This window comes from Cupriavidus lacunae (genome assembly GCF_003353055.1).
Classification (GTDB): domain Bacteria; phylum Pseudomonadota; class Gammaproteobacteria; order Burkholderiales; family Burkholderiaceae; genus Cupriavidus; species Cupriavidus lacunae.
In genome coordinates this window covers 33,567-59,684 of the sequence record NZ_QKWJ01000044.1, presented here as the reverse complement: position 1 = coordinate 59,684, position 26,118 = coordinate 33,567, and the positions used below count along the sequence as shown (strand labels likewise).

The window sequence follows — 26,118 nt, the reverse complement described above, 5'->3', positions numbered from 1 at the left end:
GAGCTGATCAATTAGCTCCTTGGGGATGCTCGGAAGGTCCCGGGGTGTGGCTTTTGGTTTGCGTGGCATACATGCTCCTTGTCGACATGTTATGCCCTACACACAAAATCCCGTACAGGCCCGACTCGCCCCTTTAGGGGCGAAACCAGGGCCGTCAATCACCGACGCCATCGCAATCGAGAGCCCCCCAGTGTCGCCCCCCACCCAACACAGCCCCCCCATCTGTTGGCACCCCCCCGTCACCACAACCTTCCTCAATCCCACCCCACAGCCCCCGGCCGCACGGCATAAAGCGAAAAACCCCCGTGTTTACAGGCACTTCGGCGCCCCCGATGGTCATGGCACCGCTGCTGGCACGCTCCCTGCGTTAGTACCTCCTGAGCGCGACACCAACCCGATGCTCGAAACCAACCAAGGCAACACCTTCCTCTACCAGGAGCTCATCATGACCACGCTGACCATTACCGACCTGACCACCATCGACACCCTGGACCGCAAGGGCATGCTCGCCGTACGCGGCGGCCGCGCCCTGCTGCCGTTTATGCCGGTATTCCAGCCGCTGAACCTGTCGTTCGACAAGAGCATCACCGCGGTGCAGGACATCGCGCAGATGCAGAGCGTCACCAACCTGAACGGCAATGGCTCGGCCTTCCTGGACCACGTCAAGTCCGACGTGCACACCAACCAGAACGGCACCAACAACATCTTCGGCTGAGCCCTCGCTCCGCCAGCAGACTGAACCGAAGCACTGACTACCGATACCGGAGACCATCATGACCACGCTGACCATCAAAGACCTGTCCGCCACCGAAACCCTCGACAGCAAGCGCATGCACGCTGTGCGCGGCGGCCTGGCCTATCTGCCCTTCGCCGCTGTGTATGCGCCGATCAAGCTTGCGTTCGACGGCAGCATCACCGCCAAGCAGGAAATCGCGCAGATGCAGTCCGTGACCAATCTGAACGGCAATGGCTCGGCCTTCCTCGACCATGTCAATTCGCATGTGGATACCAACCAGAACGCCAGCAACAACATCTATCGTTGAGAAGGTTGTTGAGATGGCGCTGCGCCGCGGGGGCGTCCCCGCGGCGCTTTTGTTGACCCCTTGCATATCGGGGTTGGAGCGCGCGCCAGCGCGCACCACAATACAGACAGACTTCGCGGCCCCGGCATGCCTTGGGGTATCTCCAGCGCATCCCGCCCGCCGCCGTCGCACGCAGGAAGACATCGTGCCTGAATCCATCACTGCCTCGACCGGGGTTGCGTCAACCCCCGCGCCGCGCCGCGCTGCCTGGCTGACCGCGCTGGCGGCCTGCGCGGCGCTGTTGGCGGGCTGCGCCGACTTCCGGCCGCCGGTGTATCAGCGCCCGGAAACGCCGGCCAAGACGGAATGGTCGCGCCAGGATTCGATCACGGTATCGCCGGCGGAAACGGTGCAGCCAAACTGGTGGGTCGGCTTCAAGGACCCCTACCTGAACAAGCTGATCAACCAGGCGCTTGCCGGCAACTACGACATCAAGGTGCTGGCGGCGCGCATCCGCGTGGCCAACGCGCAGATCGGCGAGGCCCGCGCCGGCGCATTGCCGGTGATCGATATCGGTGCCGGCGCAAGCTTCGAGAAGAGCACCGGGCAAAAATCCACCTGGACCTATAACGCCGCTGCCCAGTTGAGTTGGGATATCGATATCTGGGGCAAGGTCGAGAAGGGCGTGCAGGCGCAAACTGCCGAGTTCCGCGCGACGGAGGCCGACTGGCGCGCCGGCTACCTGACGCTGGTGTCCAATGTATCGACCACTTACTTCCAGATCCTGCAGTTCGACGAGCAGATCGAGCAGCAGACGCGCACCGTGGCCAAGAACGGGCAGATCCTGTCCACCTACCAGGCCATGTACCAGAACGGCCTGGTGCCCAAGATCCGCGTGATGCAGCAGCAGGCGGAAATCAACCGCCTGAACAAGGACCTGCTGGAACTGCGCCGTTCGCGCGATGTGGCGGAAAACGCGCTGGCCACGCTGGTCGGCGTGCCCGCCGGCAATCTCAAGGTGCCGGCGGGCCGGCTGCAGGACCGCGTGCAGCCGCCCGTGGTGCCGGCCGGGCTGCCCTCGCAGCTGCTGGCGCGCCGCCCGGATGTGGTGGCGGCGGAGTACCGCGTGCTGGCGGCCTACCACATCGTCGGCCAGGCCCGCCTGGCGCAACTGCCCTCCATCAGCCTGACCGCGCGTGGCGGCACCGCCAGCTTTGCGCTGAGCGACCTGCTCAAGTCCTTCACCTTCGGCTTCATGCCCAGCATCAACTTGCCGATGCTCGACCCGAACATCCGCGCGCGCGTGAAGACCACCGAGGCGCAGGTGGGCGTGGCGGAAAACGAGTATGGCCGCACCGTGATGACCGCGTTCGAAGAGGTGGAAAGCGCACTGGTCAATGTCGACGCGCACAAGAAGCAGCGCATCGAACTGCAGCAGCAGGTGGAGCAGCTGCGCGTCGTGTCCGCGCAGATCGAGGCGCAACTGAAGGAGGGGGTGGTCTCGCAGCTGGAAGTGTTCGAGACCGAGCGCTCGCTGCTGGCCGCGCAACTGCAATTGTTGGCGGTCCACCAACAGATCCTGGCCGATACCGTCACGCTGTACAAGGCGCTTGGCGGTGGCTGGCCCGATACGGATGTGCGCAACACGGCCTTGAATCCGCCGCAATAAGTGCCGCCCACGGTGCTGCGTCGGTGTGCAGGTGATGCCGGCGTACGCAACGCGTTGCGCAACGCGTCTGCACCCCCTGGCCACTTGCCCTGCCGCATGTGCCGCTACCATGCCAACCGCGCGTCCCGCGGCCGATTGACTAGCCTAAGCCGTCGCCTACTATGTTCTTAGTCGCTTCACCCCCCCTGGCCTGCCGCCGCGGCAGCCGCGCTGTTGGCTCGCTGGAATCATGGCTCCTGACGAAGCACTGATCATGGAAATGCCGGTGAAAATGGCCCAGGGATTCGCTCGGGAGTTCTCTCAGGATCTGGCGCAGGAATTCGATGTGTTCCTGACGCCCGTGGCGCGCCCCGAGCTGGGTGAGATCCGCATCGACGAAGACCTGTTCGCCGTCGGCCGCAGCGAGTTGCCGTTCGCCGCCTACCCGGAAGACCTGGCCGCGCCGCTCTCGCGCCGCCATGCGCGCATCTTTGCCGAGCATGGCGCAGTCTACGTCGCGGACCTCGGCAGCAAGAACGGCACGCGCGTGAACGGCGCGGCGGTGGCGCGCCTGCCGGCGCAGCTCAGCGATGGCGACGAGGTGGCCTTCGGGCCGGCGCTGTCGTTCCGGGTCCGGCTGTCGCCGCGCGCGCCGCAGCCCGAGCCGCCGCGGGTGGCGCTGACGCTGGTGCCGGAACGCGATGACGTCGGGCTGCAGCCGCTGCACGTGGATCAGTTCCCATACCTGATCAGCAAGGCCGACGATGCCTTCGCGCGCTATCGCGACAGTTATCCGCACCAGGTCAATTACCTGTCGCGGCGCCACGCGCATGTGTACCTCAAGGGCGGCGTGCCCTTCGTGGAAGACCTGGGCAGCACCAACGGCACCTTCGTCAACGGCAAGCGCCTGGCGGACCACGGCGTGCCGCTGGACGACGGCGACCTGATCGCCTTTGGCGGCAACCACTTCGTCTACAAGGCGCAGGTCCAGCGCACCGGCGATGGCGATGTCACGGCGACGCGTTCGATGCTGCAGCCCATGGCCGCGCCGGACACGCCGCCCGCGTCGCCGGCACCATCCGCGCGCGACGAGGACGACCGCACCACCTTTGTCGGCGCACCCGATTCCTTCCTCGACATCTTCTGCGTCGACTACGCGGCGCATCAGGATGACGAGGTCAACGCCGAGGCCGAGGCCCTGGCCGCGGCGGCCACGGCAGCACACGAAGGCGCGCAGGCACGCGGCAAGCGCAGTCGTGCCGCGCTGCTGCTGGCGGAGGGAGCCAGGCTGTTCGGCCTGGACGATCCGGCGCGCACGCGGCGCGCGGCGCGATGGGGTGGGGCGTTGCTGCTGCTCGCGGTACTGGCGGGCGCGGCGGTCTACTGGCGTGGCGCGCCGGAGCGCGAGGTGCAGGCATTGTTCGCCGCCGGCGACCACGCGGGTGCGGCGCAGGCCGCCGACAGCTACCTGGCGCGCCATCCCGACGATACCCAGATCCAGGGCATCGGCACCGAGGCATTGCTGCGGGCTTACGTGCCCGACTTCGCCGCCAGGCTGAAGTCCGGCGATTTCACCGGTGCCGATGCCGCGCTGGCGCAGATGCGCAAGCTCAGCACGCACAATGCCGATGCGCGGCCGCTGGTGGCAGAGCTCGACTGGATCGGCAGGCTCGAACGCTTCACCGCGCAGCGCGGCGCCGACGCGCCGGTCCGCCTCTACACCGACGAGGCGCCGATCCGGCAACTGCTGGCGTACTGGAACCAGGACACCACCGCGCACCAGCGCGCGCTCGGGCGCATCGCGGGCGATGTGCCGGCCTTCCGCGATCTCTATGCCGATGCGCTCAGCGATGTGCGCCGGCTGCAGAACGACGCCTCGGTCTACCTGGCGGCGATCGACCGGCTCAATGCCACCATCACTGCCGAACTCGGCCGCGACCGCCCGGAGGCCTTGCAGCCGGTCATCGCCGAGTACCGCGAGAAGTACCCGCGCCTGGCGGGGCTGGACCGCGTGCAGTCGGACCTGGACCGCTACACCGCGCTGATGCAGGCGCTGCGCGCGCGTCGGCCCGGGCCGCTGGTGGCGCGGCTGGCCGACAGCCGCTTTGCCACGCCGCCGTTCCAGGCACAGTTCGCCAGCCTGGCGGCGCGCCTGCCGCCGCCGGAGATGGCAAGCCAGTATGCAAGTGTGGCCAGGGCGTGGCAGCAGGGCGACAGCACTGCGGCGATCGCGGGGCTCAGGCAGATCGGCGGCGGCCGGTGGGCCGACGACCTGGCGCGCGACCTGGCGCACAAGCAGAGGGTGGTTTCGCAGTACGCGGAGCTGCAGGCGGCGCGCGGCACCAAGGGCTACGAAGACCGGTTGCTGGGCTTCTACGCCATGCTCGATGCCGATGAGGACCGCTATTTCGCCAAGGCAGTCGAGGCCGACGTCAACGGCGTGCGCGACAGCGCCCTGCGGCGCGCGCGCGAACTGATGACGAGCGCCGTCGCGGCGTGGAAGCAATACCGCAGCAACGGCGTGATCGGCGGCGAGCAGCGGCTCGAGGCCGGCATCTCGCCCAAGTTCCGCGCGCAGGCACGGCTGCTGTCGCAGGCGCAGGACGACGCGCGCCACGGCATGCGCATCTTCACGCAGCTGCGCGCGGGGGAAAGCGCCGACCTGGCGCAGCTGGCCAAGGTCGAGGAAGAAATCCGCGCCGAGGCCGACCAGCAGCGGCACGCCCTGCGCGAACTGCGCACCGTGCTCGATCCGGCCGTGCTCAAGACCAAGCTGGAGCTGATCGGCGGTGAAGACACCGGCAAGGCGCCGGAGCCGGCTGCAGCAGCCGCACCAGCCGCGGCGCCAAAGGAAGCGGGGAAGCCATGAAGGACGATGCCCGCCAGGGCGGTCTCAAGCCACTTTCCGAGGCGCTGGAAGATCATGGCGCCGAAGGCATCGGCCTGCTGAGCGCCGAGCCATCGCGCCTGGGCATGCTGACCATCGTGACAACCTTCGCACTAGTGCTGTGCGGACTGGTATGGTCCTTCGTCGGGCATGCCGATGTCATTGTCACGGCGCCGGGCACGCTGGCGCCGGAATCCGAGGTGCGGCGCTTCTATGCCCCGGTTGACGGCGAGCTCGCCGACCTCTACGTGGCCGAAGGGCAACCCGTGTCCAAGGACGACGTGCTGGCGCGCCTGAATGCGCGCGGCGCGATCGAGGCAGCGGCCAATGCGCTGGAGGCGCAGCTCAAGCTGGAAGACTCCGAGCGCGAGTGGAAGCAGTTCCCCGACAAGAAGGCGCTGATGGAACGCCGCGCGGCGGCGCTCAAGCAGCAGATCGACGTGGCCACGCGCCAGCACGAGACCCGCATCGCCGAAGGCACCACGCGGCTCGCCGAACAGCAACGCGCCCAGTTGCAGGAAGCGCGCAGCAACCTCGAGAACGCCCGCCGCGCGCGTGAGTTCGCGCGCCAGGAGCAGGACCGCTATGCGCGCCTGCTGGCGCTGCCGGGCGGCGGTGGGGTTTCGCAGTCGCAGGTGGACGCCAAGCGCGCCGCGGCGCAGGACGCGGAGAACAACCTGCGCGTGGCGCAGTCGCGGCTGACCGAGCTGGACGCACGCCTGGGCCGCGAGCTCACGCAGGCCAGTTCCGAGCTTGAAAGCAGCGGCCAGGACCTGGCCGGGCTGCGCGTGCAGTACGACGCGGCCCTGCGCGAGATCGCCAACACCGAAGACAAGCTGCGCCTGCAGGTGCAGACCGCCCGGCTGGTGGCGGACGCGGCGGCGCGCATCCGTTTCGAGAATATCGACAAGGACAACTTCCTGCTGATCCTGGCGCCGGTGTCGGGCGTGATCACCGATGTCACCTCGACCCAGCGTGGCGACAAGGTGCAGGCCAATACGCCGCTGGGCGGCATCGCCCCCAAGGATGCGCGCCCGGTAGTGAAGATCGTGATTGCCGAGCGCGACCGCGCCTTCCTGCGCGAGGGGCTGCCCGTCAAGCTCAAGTTCAATGCCTTCCCGTACCAGCGCTACGGGATCATCGACGGCACGCTGGAGTTCATCTCGCCCGCCACCAAGCCGGGCGGGCCTGACAAGCAGCCGGTCTACGAGGGCCGCGTGCGGCTGGCACGCGACTACTATGCCGTGGCCGACAACAAGTATCCGCTGCGCTACGGCATGACCGCCACGGCGGAGATCGTGGTGCGCGAACGCCGCCTGATCGACCTGGGGCTGGACCCCTTCCGCGAGGTGGCTGGCTAGCGTAGCGGGGAAGACTAGAACAGCACGTCTGGACAGCCTGGCCGCGCAACCGCGCCGGGCGTCAAAGGAGCCGAGAAAATGACTGGCATTGTGCGTATCGACGACGAGGTGCTCGGCGTCGAGGAGTTCGTGCGCATGCTCAAGCTGACCGGGCAGTTCGAAGGGCTGGTCGAGCAGATGGTGCGCGACAAGCTGACCGTGCACGCAGCCAGGCGGCAGGGCCTGGCGGTCACGCCGGAGGAGATCCAGGAGCGCGCCGACCAGTTCCGCCGCGTGCAGGGCCTGCACCGCGCCGCCGACATGAATCACTACCTGGATGCGCTGAACGTCAGCCTGGACGAGTTCGAGGCTTTCATCACCGACAGCCTGTACCAGGAACGGATGATGGAGCAGGTGTGCAGCGAGGCCGCGGTGCAGGAGTACTTTGCGCTCAACTCGCCGCGCTTCGACAGCATCGAGGTCAGCCATATCGTGGTCGACAGCGAGGGCAAGGCCAAGGAGCTGATATCGTACCTGCAGGACGACCCCGAGGCCTTTGCCGAGATGGCGCGCGAGCATTCCATCGCCGACACGCGCGAGCGCGGCGGCGAGATCGGCAAGGTGCTGCGCGGCTCGCTCAAGACCGATATCGAGGCCAAGGTCTTCAACGCCGAGCCCGGCGACCTGCTGGGGCCGTTCCCGGCGGCTGACCGCTCGTTCTTCGAGGTCTTCCTGGTGCGCGACAAGCACCCGGCCACGCTCGACAGCGACGTGGCGGTGGAAGTGCGCCGCCTGCTGCGCGAGGACTGGCTGATGGCCAGGGCGCAGGAACATGTCATCGAAGCCCGCTAGCGAGTCCGGCGTGCCCGGCGACGGCGCCGCCGCGACTGCCGCGCAGAAGCCGGAGGCAGGCGGCCCGACCCTGGCCGCCTTCCTAGCTTCCGTCGAGATCCTGTCGGTGCTGGCGCCGGAGGAACTGGCGCGCCTGGCCGACGCCGCGCAGGTGCTGACCTTCGGCTTTGGCGACACCGTCTGCAATGCCGGCGAAGCGGCGCCGGGCCTGTTTATCGTCAAGTCAGGCTCGGTGCGCGTGTTCAACGAGGAGCACGGCAAGGAAATCAGCATGGGCGTGCGCAAGACCGGCGAGGTCTTTGCCGATATCGCGCTGCTGCGCGACTACCGGCATGAGTCGTCGGTGCGCGCCTCGGGCAAGACCGAGCTGCTGATGATCCCGCGCAGCGTGAGCGAGCCCGTGGTGGCGGGCAATCCCGCCGCGCTGGCCTTTATCACCAGCTATGTCGCGATCAGCTCGGCCGGCGGCTTTGTCGCGCGGCTTTTCGACCTGCGCGGCAAGCTCGACAAGCAGGAGTTGGAAGACGCGGTGCGCAGCGTCGGCGTCAAGCGCGTGGCGGCCGGTAAGGAGATCCTGAAGCAGGACGGGCGCGAGGACCGGCGCCTGTACGTGGTGCGCCAGGGCACGGTGCGGATCGTGCGCAGCGAAGAGGACAGCGAGTTCCCGCTGGCCACGCTGGGGCAGGGCGATATCTTCGGCGAGCGCGCCTGCGTGATGCGCCAGGAGCAGCTGGCCTCAGCCATTGCCGAAACCGACGTGCGCCTGCTGGTGATTCCCGAGAAGACCGTGCAGCTGATCCTGGAACGCAACCCGCGCCTGCGCGAGGTGCTGGAGGAGCGGATCCGCGTGCTGGACCGCGAACTGCATCGGCAGAAGAAGCTGGCCGAACGGCGCAAGCGCCCGGTGCTGCTGGACCTGCATTCCAGACCGGAGCTGGGCGAGAAGCTGATCCGCCGCTTCGCGCTGGTGGAGCAGGCCGAGGAAATGGATTGCGGCGCGGCCTGCCTGGCGATGATCTGCCGGCACTACGGCATCCCGATGACGCTGGGCAAGCTGCGCGAGCTGGCCAACGTGACCACCCAGGGCGCCACGCTCGACAGCCTGGCGCGCGCGGGGGAATCGCTCGGCTTCACCACGCGAGGGGTGCAGTGCACGCGGGATTCGCTGATGGGCTTCGAGATGCCCTTTATCGTGCACTGGGAGGGCTACCACTACGTAGTGGTGTACGGCATCTCGTCGCGCTGGGTGTGGGTGGCCGACCCGGCCATCGGCTTCCGCAAGATGAGCGCAGAGGAGTTCGAGCGCGGCTGGAGCGGCACCTGCCTGCTGTTCTCGCCGGGCGAGAGCATGACCCAGCTGTCGGTGTCGCGCTCGCCGTGGCTGCGCTTTATCGGCTATCTCGCCCCTTACAAGAAGATCCTGGCGCACCTGTTCCTGGCCACCTTCGTGATCCAGATGCTGGGGGTGGTGCCGCCGCTGATCATCCAGAACATCCTGGACGGCGTGGTGGTCCACCAGAACGTGGGGCTGCTGCACCTGCTGATCGCGGGGCTGGTCATCTCCAGCGTGTTCTCGCAGCTGATGTCGACGATCCGCGCGTACCTGGCCAATTTCATGGTGCGCAACATGGATTTCGCCATGATGTCGCACTTCTTCAAGCACACGCTGTCGCTGCCGCTGTCGTTCTTTGCCAAGCGCAAGACCGGTGACATCTTTGCGCGCTTCCAGGAGAACCAGACCATCCGCGCCTTCCTGACCGAGTCGACGGTGACCACGGCGCTGAACCTGCTGATGGTGTTTATCTACTTCACCATCATGTTTCTCTACAACGTCAAGCTGACACTGCTGCTGATCGCCTTCGTGATCCCGATCGCGGCACTGACGGTGGTGGTGACTCCCAGGGTCAAGACCTATGCGCGCGAGGTATTCGCCGCCTCGACCGATGCCAAGGCCTACCTGATGGAGACCCTGGGCGGGGCCGAGACCGTCAAGGGCATGGGCATCGAGCGCCCGGTGCGGCTGCGCTGGGAGCGCAAGTACACGAAAGCGCTGGAGGCGCAGTACAAGGCCCAGGCCTTCCATATCCTGGTCGGGCTGGCAAGCCAGCTGCTCAATGCCGCCACCACCATCGCGGTGCTGTGGGTGGGCGCGACGCTGGTGCTGGAGCGCGAGCTGACCATCGGCCAGCTCATTGCCTTCAACGCCTTCATGGGCAGCGTGCTGGCGCCGCTGATGGGGCTGGTGGCGCTGTGGGGCCAGCTCAATGACGCCGGCGTGGCGATGGAGCGCCTGGGCGACGTGCTCGACCTGGAGCCGGAGCAGAAGCCGCAGGACGTGCTGTCGCGCGTGATGCTGCCCGACCTGCAGGGCGAGATCGTGATGAAGGACCTGTACTTCCGCTACGGCGGCGAAGACACGCCCTACGTGCTGGAGAACATCAGCTTCGCCATCCGGCCGGGCGAGATGGTGGCCATCGTCGGGCGCAGCGGCTCCGGCAAGACCACGCTGGCCAAGCTGCTGGTGGGCTTCTACAAGCCCACCGAGGGCTCGATGACGGTGGACGGCTACGACCTGAACGTGATCGACGCGGCCTTCTACCGCGCGCAGGTGGGCTACGTGATGCAGTCCAACCTGCTGTTCTCGGGCACCATCGCCGAGAACATCGCCTGCGGCGACGACAGCCCGGACCGGCGCCGCATCGAGGAGGTGGCGCGCATGGCCGACGCCCACCCCTTTATCAGCAAGCTGCCGCTGGGCTACGAGCAGGTCGTGGGCGAGCGCGGCATCGGGCTCTCGGGCGGTCAGATCCAGCGCCTGTGCATCGCCCGCGCGCTATACCACGACCCGCGTCTGCTGGTGTTCGACGAGGCCACCTCGGCGCTCGACACGCAGTCAGAGAGCAACATCCTGGCCAATATGCAGGAGATCCTGCGCGGGCGCACCGCGGTCATCATCGCGCACCGGCTCAGCACCATCATGCAGGCCGACAAGATTCTGGTGCTGTATGAAGGCGCCATCGTCGAGCAGGGCCGGCACGAGGAGCTGATCGAGCGCAAGGGCATGTATTTCCAACTGGTGCAGAAGCAACTGAGCGCGGCATGAAGCTATATAACCAGGGTGCCACCCCCGCCTCGGTCACCTCGCCGGTGTCGTTCGCCGGGCTGATCGAGAAAATCGAGATCCTGCGCTCCACGCTGCGCTGGTCGTCGCGGCTTGACCGGCCGGAGATCGAGAAGCTGCTCAAGCAGGCCACCACGCTGCGCGACGAAGTGATGGGGCTGTCGCACAAGGAGCGCTTCGTGCAGGCGGCGTCGGCCGAGGCCGCGCCGCCGCAGCCGGAAGTCGAGCGCATGCCGCGCGAGCGCCGGCAGGCGCTGATGGAGCGCAGCTTTATCTTCGAAGGGACCTTTGGCGACAATCCCAAGCTGTTGGAAGCCCTGGAGATCGCCGAGAAGGCGGCGCCGACCGACCTGCCGGTGCTGATCGATGGCGAGAGCGGCACCGGCAAGGAGCTGATGGCCAAGGTGATCCATGCCAATGGCTCGCGCACCGACAAGCCATTTATCTCGGTCAACTGCGGCGCCATCCCCGACAGCCTGCTCGAATCCGAGCTGTTCGGCCACAAGAAAGGCGCCTTCACCGGCGCCAGCAACGACCGGCGCGGCAAGTTCGAGAGCGCACATACCGGCACCATCTTCCTGGACGAGATCGGCGAGCTGCCGCTGCCCGGGCAGGTCAAGCTGCTGCGCGTGCTGGAAGCGCACGAGATCCAGCGCGTGGGTTCGGACGAGGCGATCTCGGTCGATACACGCATCGTCGCGGCGACCAACAAGGACCTGCGCAAGATGAGCCAGGCCGGCACCTTCCGCGAGGACCTGTTCTATCGCCTCAGCGTGATCCACGTCAGCCTGCCGTCACTGCGCGAGCGGCGCGACGAGATCCCACTGCTGGTGGCGTACTTCAGCGACGAGGCCGCGGGCATGCTCAAGCGCGCGCCGGTCAGGCTGACGCCGCGGCTGCGCGACTTCCTGCTGCACTACGACTACCCGGGCAATATCCGCGAGCTGCGCAACCTGCTCTACCGGCTGAGCTGCCTGGCCGGCGACACCGCCGACCTGGCCCACCTGCCACAGGACATCCGGCCGAAGCCCGCCGCGCTGGCGGTGGTGGGCGCGGGCACGGCAGCGGTGGACATCACCATGGCGACCTCGCTGAGCGAGGCCAAGCGCGCCGCCAGCGACGAGGCCGAGCGCGCTTTTCTCGAACGGGGCTTGCAGGAAGTCGGCGGCACCGTCGCCGAGCTGGCGCGGCGCTTCGACATGAACCGCTCGCACCTGCAGATGCTGCTGAAGAAGCACGGCATCCACTCAAAGGACTTCCGCGCCAACCGGCAGGCTGAAGGCGGCAAGGGGTAGGGCGCCGGCGCTGCCGACGGTGCCTCAGGCGTCCAGCTCCGGATTGACCAGGGTCTTGTCCGAGCCGTAGGGATCGGCCGCGCGGAGCACCACGACCGACACGTTGTCGCGCCCGCCGGCATCCAGCGCCATCTGCACCAGTGTCGTCGCGGCCTGCGCCACGTCTTGCTGCGTCAGCACCGCCGCGATATCGTCGTCGTCGACCTCGTTGCTCAGGCCGTCGCTGCACAGCAGGTAGACGTCGCCGTCGGCGACGTCGGCGAGCAACTGCTCCGGCGCCAGCGTCGGGGCCGCGCCGACGGCGCGCGTGATGGTGTTCTGCGCGGGATGGTGGCGCGCCTGCTCCGGGGTGATCAGCCCGCGCGCCAGCAGGCGCTCGACCTGGTTGTGGTCGCGCGTGAGGCGGACCAGCTGGCCGCCGCGCAGCCGGTACAGGCGGCTGTCCCCGGCCCACAGGCAGGCGCAGCGGCGGTCTCCGGCCAGCAGTACCACCACGGTACTGCCGATGCAGCGCACGCCCAGGCGCGCGGCCTCGTCGACCAGCGCCAGGTTCACGCCCTGCAGCGCCGCGCGCGTGGCGTCGACACGGTCTTCCAGCCGGGCCTGTGGCGGCAGCGCGGCCAGCGCCTGCACCACAGCCTGGCTGGCGAAGTCCCCCACGGCATGGCCGCCCATGCCGTCGGCCACCGCCCACAGGTCCTGCCCGGGCAGGTCCAGGCAAGCGTCCTCATTGCGCTCGCGCACCCGCCCGACGTCCGTGCACGCCGCCGAGGTCCACTGGAAATGCGAGTCGAAACCCAATCTTGTCTCCGGTCCGCGTAAAGCCCCGGACGAGCCGGGGCGTTGCCACGGCGGCACTGGCGCATTCAGATCCGCATCAGATCAGCCGGCCGTCGTTCCTTGCGCCCTGGTCGCCACGCACATTGATATTGGCGTTTGGCGCGTTGTTGCGGATATCGATGTTCTGGAACTGGTTGTTCATCTGATCAGCATAGAAGTTGTTGGTGATCTCGTAAAAGTTGATCACCGACCCGAGCGGCAGCGGGGACGACGGCACGAACGGTCGGATCCACCCGAACACCCACTGTCCGCCGGCGCCGCGCACGCGAGCCATGGCGGCGGGAGCAAGTTCGCGGCAGCTGGCGAGGTCGTTGATTGCAAGGGTGGCCATGTTCGGTCTCCGGTGGAAGCGGCGGGGCGCCCGGGGGCGGTACCGGTATTGAGCAAGGCGCGTGCCACCAGGGCGTGCCGGGTATGGGGATGGCTCTAATCCAAGCGTTGGCGCGGCTTTCCGGGTGAGGCGGGGGCAATGCGCCGCCCGCTCGCGGGTCAGCCGCGTTGGCGGCCGCCCGACACCCTTGCGAGCGGGTGTCGGGCCACACCCACCACAGCGTCTCCACGGCGTGAGCCCGCCCGTCGAAGTGCCGAGGCCTCGCGGCAAGCCGCGAATGGTGGCCGCATGCCAACAGACCGGCCGCCGCACGGTTGGCTGGCAGCCGACAGTTGATCCCTGCCAAAACCCTCGGATTTCCCCGGAACCTTTGAGCCGCCGTGGCTCGGTGGCATTGGCATGGTTGATGCGGTTGGGCTGGCATGAAGCAGCAATGCCTGCAGCCACCCGACATACCGAGACCAGCCATGAACATCCAGAACCAACAAGAACGCGAAACCGGCAGCGACAATCGTTTCGCCGACCCGCTGCCGCTCGGCGCGCACCTGGTCACCGAACGCCACGGCTACGCCCACCACGGCATCTATATCGGCGCCGGCCGCGTCATCCACTACGCCGGCTTCGCCCGCGCCCTGCAAGCCGCCCCGGTCGAGGAAACCACGGTTGAGGCCTTTGCTGCCGGCTTCGGCATCGCCGTCAGGCCGGAACCCTGTGCGCGCTTTACCGGCCGCCAGGCCGTCGAACGCGCCCGCTCCCGCCTGGGCGAAAACGCCTACCACCTGCTGACCAACAACTGCGAGCACTTCTGCTCATGGTGCCTGTCCGGCGAAAGCCGCAGCGAACAGGTGGAAGCCTGCCTGCGCCGCCCGCGCGCCGCGCTGCAAACCGCCTGGCTGCTGCTGGCCGCGGTGCTGCAGGCGGAACTGGGCGGCCTGAACCTGACCCTGCGCCTTGCCTGAGCGCACGACCGCAACCGAATCAAGGAGACTGCCATGTCCGGACTGATTGACTGGGAACTGCGCTGCAACCTGCGCGGAAAAGCCTGCCACCGCAGTTGTACCACCGCCGCCAGTTGCGCCCGCGGCCACCACCGCCCGGCGCGCCGGGCCCTGCGCCACGCCGGCCAGCCGGCGCGCCTGCCATCATCCGGGCGCAGCACGGGGCGAGGGCGCCAGGACTGATGCGCTACCGCCGCCGGGCCGGTCGGGTGCGGATTTTGATATACTCCGGCCCGTCTCCAGGATTACCGCGCCCGCGGTTCCCGATCCTGGCAGTCCTGTCCCTCGCCGTAGTTCAATGGATAGAACGAGCGCCTCCTAAGCGCTAGATACAGGTTCGATTCCTGTCGGCGGGACCAGCCCCACTTTCCCTGCATCCCTTCATTTCACCGCAAAGTACCGCAGCGTAAGGCTTGCCGAGGACTTCAGCGCTTTCGGTCACCCGAAAAATCCCACTGTTTTCGATATATTCCTCGCCGCCGTTACGCCGGATTTACGCCTGTGGCGGGCGACCCCCTTGTCTCGCGAGTCGGGCTTTTCCCGTCCAGCAGGCCGCCTTGCGCAGCCCGCACCGCCGCCTCCACTGCCACGCTGAGCAAAAGCGGGCATCGAGCCTGTCGCCAGGATGGCGATCGCGATCAGGGAAAGTAAGCGGGTCTTGCTCATGGGATCCTCCTTTATTCGGTATGTGTTGGCATCGTCAGGCGCTCGCGGGCCCCGCGCCCGCTTGGCCCTGCCAGGCTGGAGGTTAGGGCGCTTTGTACCTTGAGCACTGTAATAACTTGTAATCCGCCGAGGCCTCGCGTTGTAGGAGAAATCCCCTGTTGTGGAAGAACCCATGTCCTACATCCGTCCGTCAATCCAATACATATCCTGAAAAAGACGAAGGTTGAACAGGAGAGCCTGATGAAGCCCAAGCTTGTGCTGCTTGCCACTTCCATTGCATTGCTCAGCGGCTGCGTTGTGGCGCCCTATGGAGATGGGTACCGGGGCGGTGGCGGGTACTATGGCGGAGATGGCAGAGGGGACCACGACCGGGACCACGGCGATCGCGACCGGGGCGATCACCGGGACTACGGTGGCGACAGAGATCGGTGGCAGGGCGGGCAACGATACTAGCGCTTCGCTAGCGAGTGTGCGGGGCCATGTGATGCGAACGCATTACGATTTCGTTACTAGTGGCCTCCGGAGCCCGGAATAGACTGAACAATAAGGCCCTTAATCACATGGGCTTCTGGAGATCGAGATGCGGAAGATCAAGATGATTGCCAGCCTGGCGCTAGCGGCGTGCACGGTCACTTCGGTTGCAGCCTATGCCCAGGACAGGGGCCCTGGCGGCGATGATCGCGGAAGGCCCCCCATGGGGCATGATCAGGGTCAAAATCACGATGACCAGCACGGCTACAACGACCGCGGCCGGGACGGTGACCACGGCCGGCACGGTGACAGAGGTTGGGAAGGTGACAGGAGTAGGGACGGAGGGTACGGCCCTGACCGTCGCGCTGATCGCCCGGGCCCCGGCCATTGGCAAAAGGGTGAAAGGATCCCGTCGGAATACCGACACCGTCAGTACGTGATCGATGACTGGCGCGCCTATCGGCTGTCGCCTCCGCCGCGCGGATACCAGTGGGTGGGGGTTGGCGGGGAATACTTCCTGGTCGCCGTTCCGACCGGCGTGGTCTTCCAGGTGGTCATCGGGCGCTAGATACCGGGCAAAAAATAGCCCACAGACCCCACGCCTGCCGCGCTATCGCCGGTTGCCGCTGCGCAAGCTCAAGTGCCGGTGCGCTCGGCAATCAGCACTTCAGCCGGGATCTTCAGTTCGCGAGTGAGCCGCCGGATCATGGCGAGACTCAGCGCGCGCTTGCCGTTCAGCACTTCATAGACCCGGTTCAGGTTTCCCAGGTAGGGCTGCATGTCGCGCGGCGTCAGGCCTTCCTGCTCCATGCGAAACCGGATGGCGGCCAGGGGGTCGGGCAAGTCCAGCGGGAAGTGCTCGGCTTCATAGCGTTCCACCAGCATGGCAAGGATTTCCAGCTTGTCGCCCTCCGGCGTATCGGGAGCAGGGTCGGCGTCGATCAGGGCGGAGACCGCGGCCAGCGCTTCCTTGTAGTCGGCTTCGGTGTGAAGGGGGCGGATGTCCATGGTGATCACTCCATTTCCACGGTGGCGGCATCGATGCGGTCATAGTCGAGATGGGTGCCGATGAACTTCACATGGACGACGCCCAACCGGTATGCGACAGCGACGATAAGCCGGTACTTGTTCCCGCCGATATTGAAGACCACGCGGTTGCGGCCAACAAAGCTGGTACTGGCGTAGCGTGCCTTGATGCCCCTGGGTGCGATCCAGGCCGCGCAACGGGCTTCTTCATGCCAGGTAAGCAGCGATTGCCTGGAGTCGGGGTGGAATTTGCTGAATTCCAGCAAAGACCTCTTCGCTATGATTCGCATGTGCGATGGTAGTCCCAAAATGGGACTACGGCAAGGGTGGTGAGTGGGATCCACCGCCGAGCATACCCATGCTCAGTGTGCGCTCATCTTCGAAAACAGCTGGATGACGGCCACGCCGCCAATAATCAGACCAATCCCAACACACGCCGCCAGATCCGGCACCTGCCGATACAGCACCACGGCGATCAGCGACACCAGCACGATCCCCGCTCCGCTCCAGATCGCGTAGGCGATGCCGACCGGCACGGTGCGCATCACCAGCATCAGCAGGTAGAAGGCGGCGACATAGCCGGTGACCACCAGCACGCTGGGCACCAGCCGGGTAAAGCCCTGCGAGGCTTTCAGGCTGCTGGTGGCGATGACTTCGGCGACGATGGCGAGGGCGAGGAGCAGGTATCCGTTCATGGGAGTGCAGAAATGGGGCGGGCCGAAACGAGCCGAAGCCGGCATCTTAGCCTCCCCGCATGTTGCGCCAAAGCCGCGTCCCTCCCTTGCGGTGGTTGTGTGAAGCGGCAATGGGGGATTGAATGTGGCGATAAAGACAAAAAGCGGGCGCACGCAGGCCCGCGGTACAAGACAGCCATACAAGGCAGTCGCGGTAATTCGCCCGACCAGGCCGGCACGAATCTGACGATGCCGGCGGCGGGCATGGGGTAAGGGGAGCGGTATGCATCACACTGGCATCGACGACACTGTCGTCTCGACGTCATCCGTGTCCGGGGACGCGGACTTCGCGCCGGATGCGAATCCATGGCAGGACACCATTGCGGCGGCGGACCAGGCGCTGGAAGAGGCCACGCGCATCCAGCGCGGCGTGCAGCACAACCTGAAGCTGATGCAGGAGGTGCGCTCGCTGCGCGAGGAACTGCGCAAGGCGCACGCGGAGACCGACCGGTATCGGGGCATGCACGCCCGGGTGGTGGTCGGCATGCGCCAGCTGGAAGACGAGCACGCCAGCGCCATGAGCCGGCTGCAGGCCGAGAACGAGATGCTGGTGGTGCGGCATCGGGTCTATCGGCTGATGGCCGAGCACTACGCGCGCGTGGGGCTGCGGCTGGACCCGGATACCTTCGCGGAGCACAGGGATCGCGTGCTCCAGCACATCCTGTTCCAGCGCCGCAAGGGCGTTCCGCCGGCGGAGATCAGCCTGTCGGACCTGGCTTTCCTGTTGCTGTAGCGCGTTGCTCCCGGGCGGCAATCAGGCCGCGCGCGGGCGCAGCACGTGGAAGGCCAGCATGCCGCCCACCACGCCCCAGACCGCCGAGCCCACGCCGCCCAGCGTCATGGCGGAGGCCGTGATTATGAAGGTCAGCAGCGCCGCTCCGCGCTCGGCCGCGGTTTGCATGGCCACGGTCAGGCCGTTGGCGATCGAGCCCATCAGCGCGAACGCGGTCACGCCCACCACCAGCGCCTGCGGAAAGGCAGCGAACAGCGCGGCGATGCTGGCGGCCAGCGTGCCCGCGACCAGGTAGCCCGCGCCGCAGACCACGGCAGCGGTATAGCGGCGGTTGCGGTCGGGATCGGCCTGCGGGCCAGTGCAGATGGCGGCGGTGATTGCCGCCAGGTTGATGCCGTGCGAGCCGAACGGCGCCAGCACGGCCGAGGCCAGCCCGATGATCGAGATCAGGCGCTAAGCCGGCACGTGGTAGCCGTCGGCCTGCAGCACGGCCAGCCCGGGAATGTTCTGCGAGGCCAGTGCCACGATGAACAGCGGGATCGCCATGCTGATGAAGGCCGACATCGAGAATGCCGGCGTGGTCCACACCGGCGCCGCCAGTTCCAGCCGTACGCCCGAGAAATCGAGCTGGCCGAGCACACCGGCCACCACCACCCCGGTCAGCAGCACCCCGGGCACCGCATAGGCCGGCCACAGCCGCCGCCCGAGCAGGTAGGCGGCGAACATGGCCAGCAGCAGCACGGTCTGGTGCTGCGCCTGCACGAACACATCCACGCTGATGCGGAACAGGATGCCGGCGAGCAGCGCCGAGGCGATGCTGGCGGGCAGGGCGCGCATCAGCTTGTCGAACCAGCCGGTCATGCCGGCGGCCGTCATCAGCAGCGCGGCCAGCAGGAAGGCGCCGATGGCTTCGGCGTAAGGCACGCCGGGCAGGCTGGCGATCAGCAGCGCCGCGCCGGGCGTGGACCACGCCACCACGATCGGCACGCGCAGCGCCAGCGACAGGCCGATGGTGGTGATCCCCATCCCCATCGACAGCGCCCAGATCCAGGACGAGATCTGCGCATCGGTCAGGTGGGCGGCGTGGCCGGCCTGGATCATCAGCACCAGCGAGCTGGTGTAGCCGGTGAGCGTGGCGACCAGCCCGGCGACGAGCGCGGACACGGACAGGTCGGAGAATTTCAGCGAGGCGGTGGCCATGGGGCCGGCGGCAAGCGCAATGGCACGGTCGACATCTTCGCATGAGTGCCTTGGCCGTACCAATTTGCCCCGGTGGCGCCGGACCGTTGTCTGGCAACCGCCGTTGACGGGACTTTCCCTTACGGACTTGTCCGACTGGAGCGGGTGGGGGGGGCGTTGTTATGCTGGCATCGTGCCTTGCGAGCAGGGCACCGAGGAGAGACTCTTGGGCCCGCAGTGTGCGGGCCCTTCTTTTTTGGGGCCGTCCTTGGCCCCGCCCCGGTCGTCTACAATGCGGGCTGCCGTGCCCTGCCGCCCTGGCAGCGGGGCCGTCCCTCCTTTCTCTCGTCGTCTCGTCTTTCTCCCATGGCCCTGTTTTCCATTACCGACGCCCAGCTTGCCTTCGGGCACGTGGCCCTGCTCGATCACACCGACTTTTCGCTGGAGGCCGGCGAGCGCGTGGGGCTGATCGGGCGCAACGGCTCGGGCAAGTCCTCGCTGCTGAAGATCGTGGCGGGGCTGTCGGCGCCGGATGACGGGCTGATCGCGCGCCAGAGCGGCGTGACCAGCGCCTACGTGCCGCAGGAGCCGCAGTTCGAGCCGGGCATTACCGTGTTCGACGCCGTTTCCCAGGGCATGGGCGACGCGCATGACCTGCTGGTGCGCTACGAGGCCGCCGCCGAGCGCGTGGCCGAGAACCACGACGACGAAGCCGCGCTGGCCGAACTGCACTGGCTGCAGTCCGAACTCGACGCCGCCGGCGCCTGGCAGCTGCGCACTCGGGTGGAAACCACGCTGGCGCGGCTGGGGCTGGATTCGCACACGCGCGTCGACGCACTGTCCGGCGGCCTGCAGAAACGCGTGGCGCTGGCGCAGGCGCTGGTGGCCGAGCCCGACATCCTGTTGCTGGACGAGCCGACCAACCACCTCGACGTGGAAGCAATCCGCTGGCTGGAAGACCTGCTGCTGGGCTTCCGCGGCAGCGTGTTGCTGATCACCCACGACCGCGCCTTCCTGGACCGGGTGGCGACGCGCATCATCGAACTGGACCGCGGCCGGCTGGTGTCCTTCCCCGGCAACTTCGCCGCCTACCAGGCGCGCAAGGAAGAGATGCTGGCCGCCGAGCAGGTCGAGCAGGCCAAGTTCGACAAGCTGCTGGCGCAGGAAGAGGTGTGGATCCGCAAGGGCGTGGAGGCGCGCCGCACGCGCAGCGTGTCGCGCATCCAGCGCCTGGTGGCGATGCGCAACGAGCGCGCCGCGCGCCGCGAAGTGCAGGGCAACGTCAAGCTGGAGGTGTCGCAGGCCGACCGCTCCGGCAAGCTCGTGTCCGAGCTGGTCGATGTCAGCAAGGCCTATGGCGACAAGGTGGTGGTGCGCGACTTCACCGCCACCATCATGCGCGGCGACAAGGTCGGGTTGATCGGCCCCAACGGCGCGGGCAAGACCACGCTGCTGCGGCTGATCCTGGGCGAACTGGCCGCGGACAGCGGCACCGTGCGCAACGGCAGCAACTTGCAGGTGGCGTACTTCGACCAGATGCGCACCGCGCTGGACCTGGAGAAGTCGCTGGCCGACACCATCAGCCCGGGCAGCGACTGGGTCGAGGTCAACGGCCAGCGCAAGCACGTGATGAGCTACCTGGGCGACTTCCTGTTCGCGCCGGAGCGCGCGCGTTCGCCGGTCAAGTCGCTGTCGGGCGGCGAGCGCAACCGGCTGCTGCTGGCGCGCCTGTTCGCGCGCCCGGCCAATGTGCTGGTGCTGGACGAGCCGACCAACGATCTGGATATCGACACGCTGGAACTGCTGGAAGAACTGCTGCAGGACTACGGCGGCACGGTGTTCCTGGTGTCGCACGACCGCGCCTTCCTGGACAACGTGGTGACCTCGACCCTGGCAGCCGAGGGCGATGGCGTGTGGCGCGAGTCGGTGGGCGGGTATTCCGACTGGGTCGAGCAGTCGGCCCGCAGCGCGGCGCTGCAGGCGGCGCGCAAGCCCGAACAGAAGGCGGCGGACCCGGCCCGCGGCAAGGACTCGCGCGAGGCGCGCGGCGCCAACCGGACCGTCAAGCTGTCGTACAAGGAGCAGCGCGAGCTGGATGGCCTGCCGGAGCGCATTGCGTCGCTGGAAACCGAGCAGAAGACGATCTCGGCGCAGCTCGAGGATGGGTCGCTCTATGTCAGCGATGCGGCCAAGGCCGCGCTGCTGGCCACGCGGCACGACGAGATCGAGATGGAACTGCTGGAGGCGCTGGAGCGCTGGGAAGTGCTGGAAGCGAAGTCGAAGGGCGAGGGCGCCTGAAGGTCAGCCAGGGGTGCGTCTTACCCGCACCACGCCAGTACCATATTGGTCAGGTCGACGATGAATCCCGGCCGCAGGTAACCCACGAACCCAAGCGCCAGCAGCCCGGCCAGCACTGCCAGCCCGGCTGCCTTCGCCACGCGGACGCGGGCTGCGGCCATCATGCCGCCGCCGGCTGCGCGCGCACCAGCGCCTGTTCGCGGATCGGCAGGTTCACCAGCGCGGCCAGCACGCCCAGCGCGATCGAGATCAGCCACACCGTGTTGTAGCCGCCGGTGCGGTCATAGAGGTAGCCGCCCAGCCAGGCGCCCAGGAAGCTGCCGATCTGGTGCGAGAAGAACACCACGCCGGACAGCATCGACAGGTACTTCACGCCGAACACCTGGGCGATGATGCCGTTGGTCAGCGGCACGGTCGACAGCCACAGGAAGCCCATCAGCGCGGCGAACACCCAGGTGCTCGCCACCGTCAGCGGCAGCAGCAGGTAGCCGGCGATCACCACCGAGCGCGTCAGGTAGATCGCGGACAGCAGGTAGCGCTTGGGCAGGCGCTGGCCCAGCGCTCCCGCGGTATAGGTGCCGAACACATTGAACAGCCCGATCAGCGCCAGCGCCACGACGGCGACCTTCGGGTCGGTCAGGCCCTGGTCCTTCAGGTACGGTGCCAGGTGCACGCCGATAAAGACCACCTGGAAGCCGCACACGAAGTAGCCCAGCGTCAGCAGCTGGAAGTTGCGGTTGCCGAAGGCTTCATGGATGGCCTGGCCGATGGTCTGGTGGTGGCCGCCGGTGTGGGCCGCCTCGCGCGGCTCGCGCAGCGTCAGCGTCAGCGGCAGCATCACGCAGGCCATCAGCGCCATCACGTACAGCGCGTTCTGCCAGCCCAGGCCGGAGATCAGGCCCTGTTCCACCGGGATCATCAGGAACTGGCCGAACGACCCGGCCGCGGCGGCGATGCCCATGGCCCAGACCCGCTTCTCGGGGCTGGCCACGCGGCCGATCACGCCGTAGACGATGCTGTAGGTGGTGCCGGACTGGGCAATGCCGATCATCACGCCGGCGCCGGTGGCGAAGGCGGTGCCGCTGGTGGCCAGCGCCATCACCACCAGCCCGGCCACGTACAGGGCCACGCCGATCAGCATGATGCGCAGCGCGCCGAACTTGTCGGCCAGCGCCCCGGCAAAGGGCTGGCTGGCGCCCCACATCAGGTTCTGCAGCGCCAGCGCGAAGGCGAAGGTCTCGCGGTTCCAGCCGTGGGCCTGGGTGATCGGCAGGTTGAACAGGCCGAAGCCGTGCCGGATGCCCATCGAAAGCGTCACGAGCAGTCCGCCGCACACGAGGACGGTGGTCAGGGAGAGTTGTCGGTTCTGCATGTCTTGGCTCGGTGTGCGGCAGCCCGCCGGGTAAGGCGGCGCCGACAGGGATTGTGTGTGCTTGTTGTTGTTGTCCGTGCCGGGACGGCAATCAGGCTTGCCGGGGCCGGGTGGTGGCGAGTTTACTCCGGCTCGGGAAAACGCGTACGCCGGCGCCCACCTTGCCGGCACCCCGGCAAAAAGTGGCGGCGGCCCGGCAAACCGGTGCCGGCGCGGGCTGGCGGGGCGGGCGCCTTTTTGGCGGGATTGCCGTCGCCCGCTTCCATTACAATGCAGTGCCCGGTGCCCCGGCGCGTGCACAGTTGTGCGCCTCGCGGCAGCCGGGACCATCACTTTCGTAGCGACTCCATGGCGAGCAAAACCAGTCAGTACAGCGAATCTTCCATCCGGGTCCTGAAGGGCCTGGAGCCGGTCAAGCAGCGTCCCGGCATGTACACCCGGACCGACAACCCCCTGCATATCGTGCAGGAGGTGATCGACAACGCCTCGGACGAGGCCCTCGGCGGCCATGGCTCCGAGATCCTGGTGACCCTGCATCGCGACGGCAGCCTCAGCGTGGAGGACGACGGCCGCGGCATCCCGGTGGGCATCCATCCGGAAGAAGGCGTGCCGGTGGTCGAGATCGTCTTTACCCGGCTGCATGCCGGCGGCAAGTTCGACAAGGGCAAGGGCGGCGCCTATGCCTTCTCGGGCGGCCTGCACGGCGTGGGCGTGTCGGTGACCAATGCCTTGTCGACGCAGCTGGACGTGACCGTATGGCGCGACGCCATGTGCTCGACGCTGACCTTCTCCGGCGGCGACGTGACCGTGCCGCTGGCCTCGCGCAAGATCGAGCGTGGCGAGAAGAAGAGCGGCACCCGCGTGCAGGTGTGGCCGGATGCCAAGTATTTCGATTCGGCCGCGATCCCGCTGGCCGAGCTGCAGCGCCTGCTGCGCAGCAAGGCGGTGCTGCTGCCGGGCGTCAAGGTCACGCTGGTGACCGAGAAAACCGGCGAGCGCCAGACCTGGCAGTACGACCAGGGCCTGAAGGGCTACCTGGTCGAGGCCCTGGCCCAGGGCAGCGGCGCGGAACTGGTGATCCCGATGTTCGAGGGCGAGCACTTCGCCGACCCCGACGCCAATCCCGGCGAGGAAGGCTTTGCCGAGGGCGAAGGCGCCTCCTGGGTGGTGGCCTGGACCGAAGACGGCGCGCCGGTGCGCGAGTCCTACGTCAACCTGATTCCCACGCCGGCCGGCGGCACGCATGAGTCCGGCTTGCGCGAAGGGCTGTTCCAGGCGGTGAAGAGCTTTATCGAGATGCACGCGCTGCAGCCCAAGGGCGTCAAGCTGATGAGCGAAGACGTGTTCGCGCGCGCCTCGTTCGTGCTGTCGGCCAAGGTGCTGGACCCGCAGTTCCAGGGGCAGATCAAGGAGCGCCTGAACAGCCGCGACGCGGTGCGGCTGGTGTCCACCTTCAGCCGCCCGGCGCTGGAGCTGTGGCTGAACCACCATGTCGAGTACGGCAAGAAGCTGGCCGAGCTGGTGATCCGCCAGGCCCAGGCGCGCACGCGCGCGGCGCAGAAGGTCGAGAAGAAGAAGGGCTCCGGCGTGGCCGTGCTGCCCGGCAAGCTGACCGACTGCGAGTCCACCGACGTGACCCGCAATGAACTGTTCCTGGTCGAGGGCGACTCGGCCGGCGGTTCGGCCAAGATGGGCCGCGACAAGGAATTCCAGGCCATCCTGCCGCTGCGCGGCAAGGTGCTCAATACCTGGGAAACCGAGCGCGACCGCCTCTTTGCCAACAACGAAGTGCACGATATCGCCGTGGCCATCGGCGTGGACCCGCATGGCGCCAACGACGAGCCCGACCTGTCCAACCTGCGTTATGGCAAGATCTGCATCCTGTCCGATGCGGACGTGGACGGCGCGCATATCCAGGTGCTGCTGCTGACGCTGTTCTTCCGCCACTTCCCCAAGCTGATCGATACCGGCAACGTCTGTGTGGCGCGTCCGCCACTGTTCCGCGTCGACGCGCCCGCGCGCGGCAAGAAGCCGGCGCAGAAGCTGTACGCGCTGGACGAGGGCGAACTCGTGGCCATCCAGGACAAGCTGCTCAAGGATGGCGTCAAGGATGGCTCGTGGCAGATCTCGCGTTTCAAGGGCCTGGGCGAAATGAGCGCCGAACAGCTCTGGGAAACCACCATGAACCCCGATACGCGGCGCTTGCTGCCCGTATCGCTGGGCGAATACGACCTGCCGCAGACCGTCGAGATGATGAACATGCTGATGGGCAAGGGCGAGGCCGCGCAACGCCGCAGCTGGCTGGAAGAGAAGGGCAACGAGGTCGAAGCCGATATCTGAGCGATACGGGAGGAAGCGGCAGCCAGGGATTGGGTAGATAATCCCCAGTCTGCCTGGCCGCCATTCCCGACGGCCGCCAACGGACAGCAATCTGGAACGCACGATGACGACGAGAAACCCCGGCAAACCATGGCGCAAGGCGGCGGCAGCCGTCGTGGCGCTGGCCGGGCTCGCCTTCGTGCCGGCGGCGCATGCCGAGCTGTGGGGCTATATCGATGCCGACGGCGTGGCGCACTTTGCCGACCAGAAGCTCGACGCGCGCTACAAGCTGTTCATGCGGGACGGCGGCAAGCTGGATACCGCGCGCCTGGCCGCGCGGCAGGCGCAGGCCGCCGCCGGCGCTGACATCGACCTGGAACAGCACAAGCTGTACCGCTACGTCGTCAACCATCCCAACATCAAGACGGTCGAGCCACTGATCCACCAGATCGCCGGCAAGCAGGACGTGGACCCGGCGCTGGTCAAGGCGGTGATGGCGGTGGAGTCGGGCTTCAACCCGGCGGCGGTGTCGCCCAAGGGCGCGATCGGCCTGATGCAGGTGATCCCCGACACCGGCGCGCGCTTTGGCGTGAGCGCCGATGCGCGCCGCACCGTCGAGCAGAAGCTGGCCGATCCGCGCACCAATATCACCGCGGGCGTGCGCTACCTGAGCTGGCTGATGCAGCTGTTCCCGAACAACCTCGAGCTGGTGCTGGCTGCCTATAACGCCGGCGAGGGCGCGGTGCAGCGCTACAACAACCGCATTCCGCCTTACCCGGAGACGCAGCAGTATGTCAGCACCGTGCTGCAGTTCTACCGGCTGTACCAGCCGCAGCAGGGCGCGGTGCTGACGCGCGCCAGCGCCAGCGCTGACGGCCCGCGCGTGAAGATGGTCATCAGCGGGCGCCGTCCCATGCCCTGACCGGCACAACCGAACAACAAGCAACCCGGCGCGCCGGCAGTTCATCGTGGCGCGCCGAATTCTT

The 26,118-nt window shown here is 67.3% G+C and carries 23 protein-coding genes, 1 tRNA gene and 1 pseudogene; 16 read left to right on the top strand and 9 right to left on the bottom strand.

Translation table 11 applies throughout. The annotated features are described in order from the left end of the window. The first annotated feature begins 445 nt into the window (after positions 1–445). The 8 genes from DN412_RS26955 (at position 446) to DN412_RS26920 (ending at position 12,165) form a co-directional block, all read left to right on the top strand. On the top strand, positions 446–715 hold the full coding sequence (locus DN412_RS26955; RefSeq protein ID WP_115214377.1) for a hypothetical protein: 270 nt from the start codon (positions 446–448) through the stop codon (positions 713–715). A gap of 58 nt (positions 716–773) precedes the next feature. After that, complete coding sequence (locus DN412_RS26950; RefSeq protein WP_115214375.1) at positions 774–1,043, top strand: hypothetical protein; 270 nt, start codon at positions 774–776, stop codon at positions 1,041–1,043. Positions 1,044–1,227: 184 nt separating this feature from the next. Next, a complete protein-coding gene (locus DN412_RS26945; RefSeq protein ID WP_115214374.1) occupies positions 1,228–2,691 on the top strand; it encodes an efflux transporter outer membrane subunit in 1,464 nt (487 codons plus the stop codon). Positions 2,692–2,920: 229 nt separating this feature from the next. After that, entirely contained in the window at positions 2,921–5,539 is a 2,619-nt protein-coding gene (locus DN412_RS26940) for an FHA domain-containing protein (protein WP_115214373.1), read from the top strand. Continuing rightward, a complete protein-coding gene (locus tag DN412_RS26935) occupies positions 5,536–6,918 on the top strand; it encodes a beta-barrel domain-containing protein (RefSeq protein ID WP_115214372.1) in 1,383 nt (460 codons plus the stop codon). The genes DN412_RS26940 and DN412_RS26935 overlap by 4 nt, the downstream gene beginning before the upstream one ends. A gap of 78 nt (positions 6,919–6,996) precedes the next feature. Further along, positions 6,997–7,749 (top strand): peptidylprolyl isomerase, encoded by a 753-nt coding sequence (locus DN412_RS26930; RefSeq protein WP_078197226.1) that lies wholly within the window; start codon positions 6,997–6,999, stop codon positions 7,747–7,749. Then, on the top strand, positions 7,730–10,852 hold the full coding sequence (locus DN412_RS26925; RefSeq protein ID WP_244222797.1) for a peptidase domain-containing ABC transporter: 3,123 nt from the start codon (positions 7,730–7,732) through the stop codon (positions 10,850–10,852). The genes DN412_RS26930 and DN412_RS26925 overlap by 20 nt, the downstream gene beginning before the upstream one ends. Then, the gene (locus DN412_RS26920) at positions 10,849–12,165 is read left to right on the top strand and encodes a sigma-54 interaction domain-containing protein (protein WP_115214370.1); all 1,317 of its coding nucleotides are present in this window, start codon (positions 10,849–10,851) and stop codon (positions 12,163–12,165) included. Before DN412_RS26925 ends, DN412_RS26920 begins: the two co-directional genes overlap by 4 nt. A gap of 24 nt (positions 12,166–12,189) precedes the next feature. Here DN412_RS26920 and DN412_RS26915 read toward each other — a convergent pair whose 3' ends face one another. Further along, positions 12,190–12,966, bottom strand: a complete 777-nt coding sequence (locus tag DN412_RS26915) for a PP2C family protein-serine/threonine phosphatase (protein WP_115214369.1) — start codon at positions 12,964–12,966, stop codon at positions 12,190–12,192. A gap of 76 nt (positions 12,967–13,042) precedes the next feature. Continuing rightward, on the bottom strand, positions 13,043–13,336 hold the full coding sequence (locus DN412_RS26910; RefSeq protein WP_078197221.1) for a hypothetical protein: 294 nt from the start codon (positions 13,334–13,336) through the stop codon (positions 13,043–13,045). Positions 13,337–13,803: 467 nt separating this feature from the next. Here DN412_RS26910 and DN412_RS26905 point away from each other — a divergent pair, with 467 nt between their 5' ends. The 3 genes from DN412_RS26905 to DN412_RS26895 all read left to right on the top strand — a co-directional run bounded on the left by DN412_RS26905 (position 13,804) and on the right by DN412_RS26895 (position 14,693). Next, on the top strand, positions 13,804–14,295 hold the full coding sequence (locus DN412_RS26905; protein WP_115214368.1) for a lecithin retinol acyltransferase family protein: 492 nt from the start codon (positions 13,804–13,806) through the stop codon (positions 14,293–14,295). A 33-nt stretch (positions 14,296–14,328) separates the two neighbouring features. After that, the gene (locus DN412_RS26900; RefSeq protein ID WP_115214367.1) at positions 14,329–14,517 is read left to right on the top strand and encodes a hypothetical protein; all 189 of its coding nucleotides are present in this window, start codon (positions 14,329–14,331) and stop codon (positions 14,515–14,517) included. Positions 14,518–14,618: 101 nt separating this feature from the next. Then, positions 14,619–14,693 (top strand) — tRNA-Arg (locus DN412_RS26895). Between the two features lie 79 nt (positions 14,694–14,772). Here DN412_RS26895 and DN412_RS43090 read toward each other — a convergent pair. Then, the gene (locus tag DN412_RS43090) at positions 14,773–15,000 is read right to left on the bottom strand and encodes a hypothetical protein (RefSeq protein ID WP_133303088.1); all 228 of its coding nucleotides are present in this window, start codon (positions 14,998–15,000) and stop codon (positions 14,773–14,775) included. Between the two features lie 580 nt (positions 15,001–15,580). Here DN412_RS43090 and DN412_RS26885 point away from each other — a divergent pair. After that, entirely contained in the window at positions 15,581–16,039 is a 459-nt protein-coding gene (locus DN412_RS26885; protein WP_115214365.1) for an RcnB family protein, read from the top strand. Between the two features lie 68 nt (positions 16,040–16,107). Here DN412_RS26885 and DN412_RS26880 read toward each other — a convergent pair whose 3' ends face one another. From DN412_RS26880 to DN412_RS26870, 3 genes are all read right to left on the bottom strand, one after another. Then, the gene (locus tag DN412_RS26880) at positions 16,108–16,479 is read right to left on the bottom strand and encodes a helix-turn-helix domain-containing protein (RefSeq protein WP_115214376.1); all 372 of its coding nucleotides are present in this window, start codon (positions 16,477–16,479) and stop codon (positions 16,108–16,110) included. A 5-nt stretch (positions 16,480–16,484) separates the two neighbouring features. Beyond that, on the bottom strand, positions 16,485–16,787 hold the full coding sequence (locus tag DN412_RS26875; protein WP_115214364.1) for a type II toxin-antitoxin system HigB family toxin: 303 nt from the start codon (positions 16,785–16,787) through the stop codon (positions 16,485–16,487). 72 nt (positions 16,788–16,859) lie between these two features. Further along, positions 16,860–17,192 (bottom strand): DMT family transporter, encoded by a 333-nt coding sequence (locus DN412_RS26870; protein WP_115214363.1) that lies wholly within the window; start codon positions 17,190–17,192, stop codon positions 16,860–16,862. A 262-nt stretch (positions 17,193–17,454) separates the two neighbouring features. Between DN412_RS26870 and DN412_RS26865 the strand changes: the two genes are divergently transcribed. Continuing rightward, the gene (locus tag DN412_RS26865) at positions 17,455–17,964 is read left to right on the top strand and encodes a hypothetical protein (protein ID WP_115214362.1); all 510 of its coding nucleotides are present in this window, start codon (positions 17,455–17,457) and stop codon (positions 17,962–17,964) included. Between the two features lie 21 nt (positions 17,965–17,985). Here the strand turns inward: DN412_RS26865 and DN412_RS26860 are convergent. Continuing rightward, positions 17,986–19,164, bottom strand: a pseudogene (locus DN412_RS26860) (benzoate/H(+) symporter BenE family transporter). Between the two features lie 345 nt (positions 19,165–19,509). On the opposite strand from DN412_RS26860, the gene DN412_RS26855 reads away from it, so the two are divergent. Further along, the gene (locus tag DN412_RS26855; protein ID WP_115214361.1) at positions 19,510–21,441 is read left to right on the top strand and encodes an ATP-binding cassette domain-containing protein; all 1,932 of its coding nucleotides are present in this window, start codon (positions 19,510–19,512) and stop codon (positions 21,439–21,441) included. Between the two features lie 20 nt (positions 21,442–21,461). On the opposite strand, the gene DN412_RS43515 is transcribed toward DN412_RS26855, so the two are convergent. After that, the gene (locus DN412_RS43515; protein WP_161564049.1) at positions 21,462–21,605 is read right to left on the bottom strand and encodes a hypothetical protein; all 144 of its coding nucleotides are present in this window, start codon (positions 21,603–21,605) and stop codon (positions 21,462–21,464) included. Beyond that, entirely contained in the window at positions 21,602–22,813 is a 1,212-nt protein-coding gene (locus DN412_RS26850) for an MFS transporter (protein WP_115214360.1), read from the bottom strand. The genes DN412_RS43515 and DN412_RS26850 overlap by 4 nt, the downstream gene beginning before the upstream one ends. Before the next feature lie 348 nt (positions 22,814–23,161). Here DN412_RS26850 and DN412_RS26845 point away from each other — a divergent pair, with 348 nt between their 5' ends. Together DN412_RS26845 and DN412_RS26840 are read left to right on the top strand one after the other, a co-directional pair. Beyond that, positions 23,162–25,153, top strand: coding sequence for a DNA topoisomerase IV subunit B (locus DN412_RS26845; RefSeq protein ID WP_115214359.1), 1,992 nt, complete (start codon positions 23,162–23,164; stop codon positions 25,151–25,153). A 103-nt stretch (positions 25,154–25,256) separates the two neighbouring features. Next, a complete protein-coding gene (locus DN412_RS26840; RefSeq protein WP_115214358.1) occupies positions 25,257–26,054 on the top strand; it encodes a lytic transglycosylase domain-containing protein in 798 nt (265 codons plus the stop codon). The last annotated feature ends 64 nt before the right edge of the window (positions 26,055–26,118 follow it).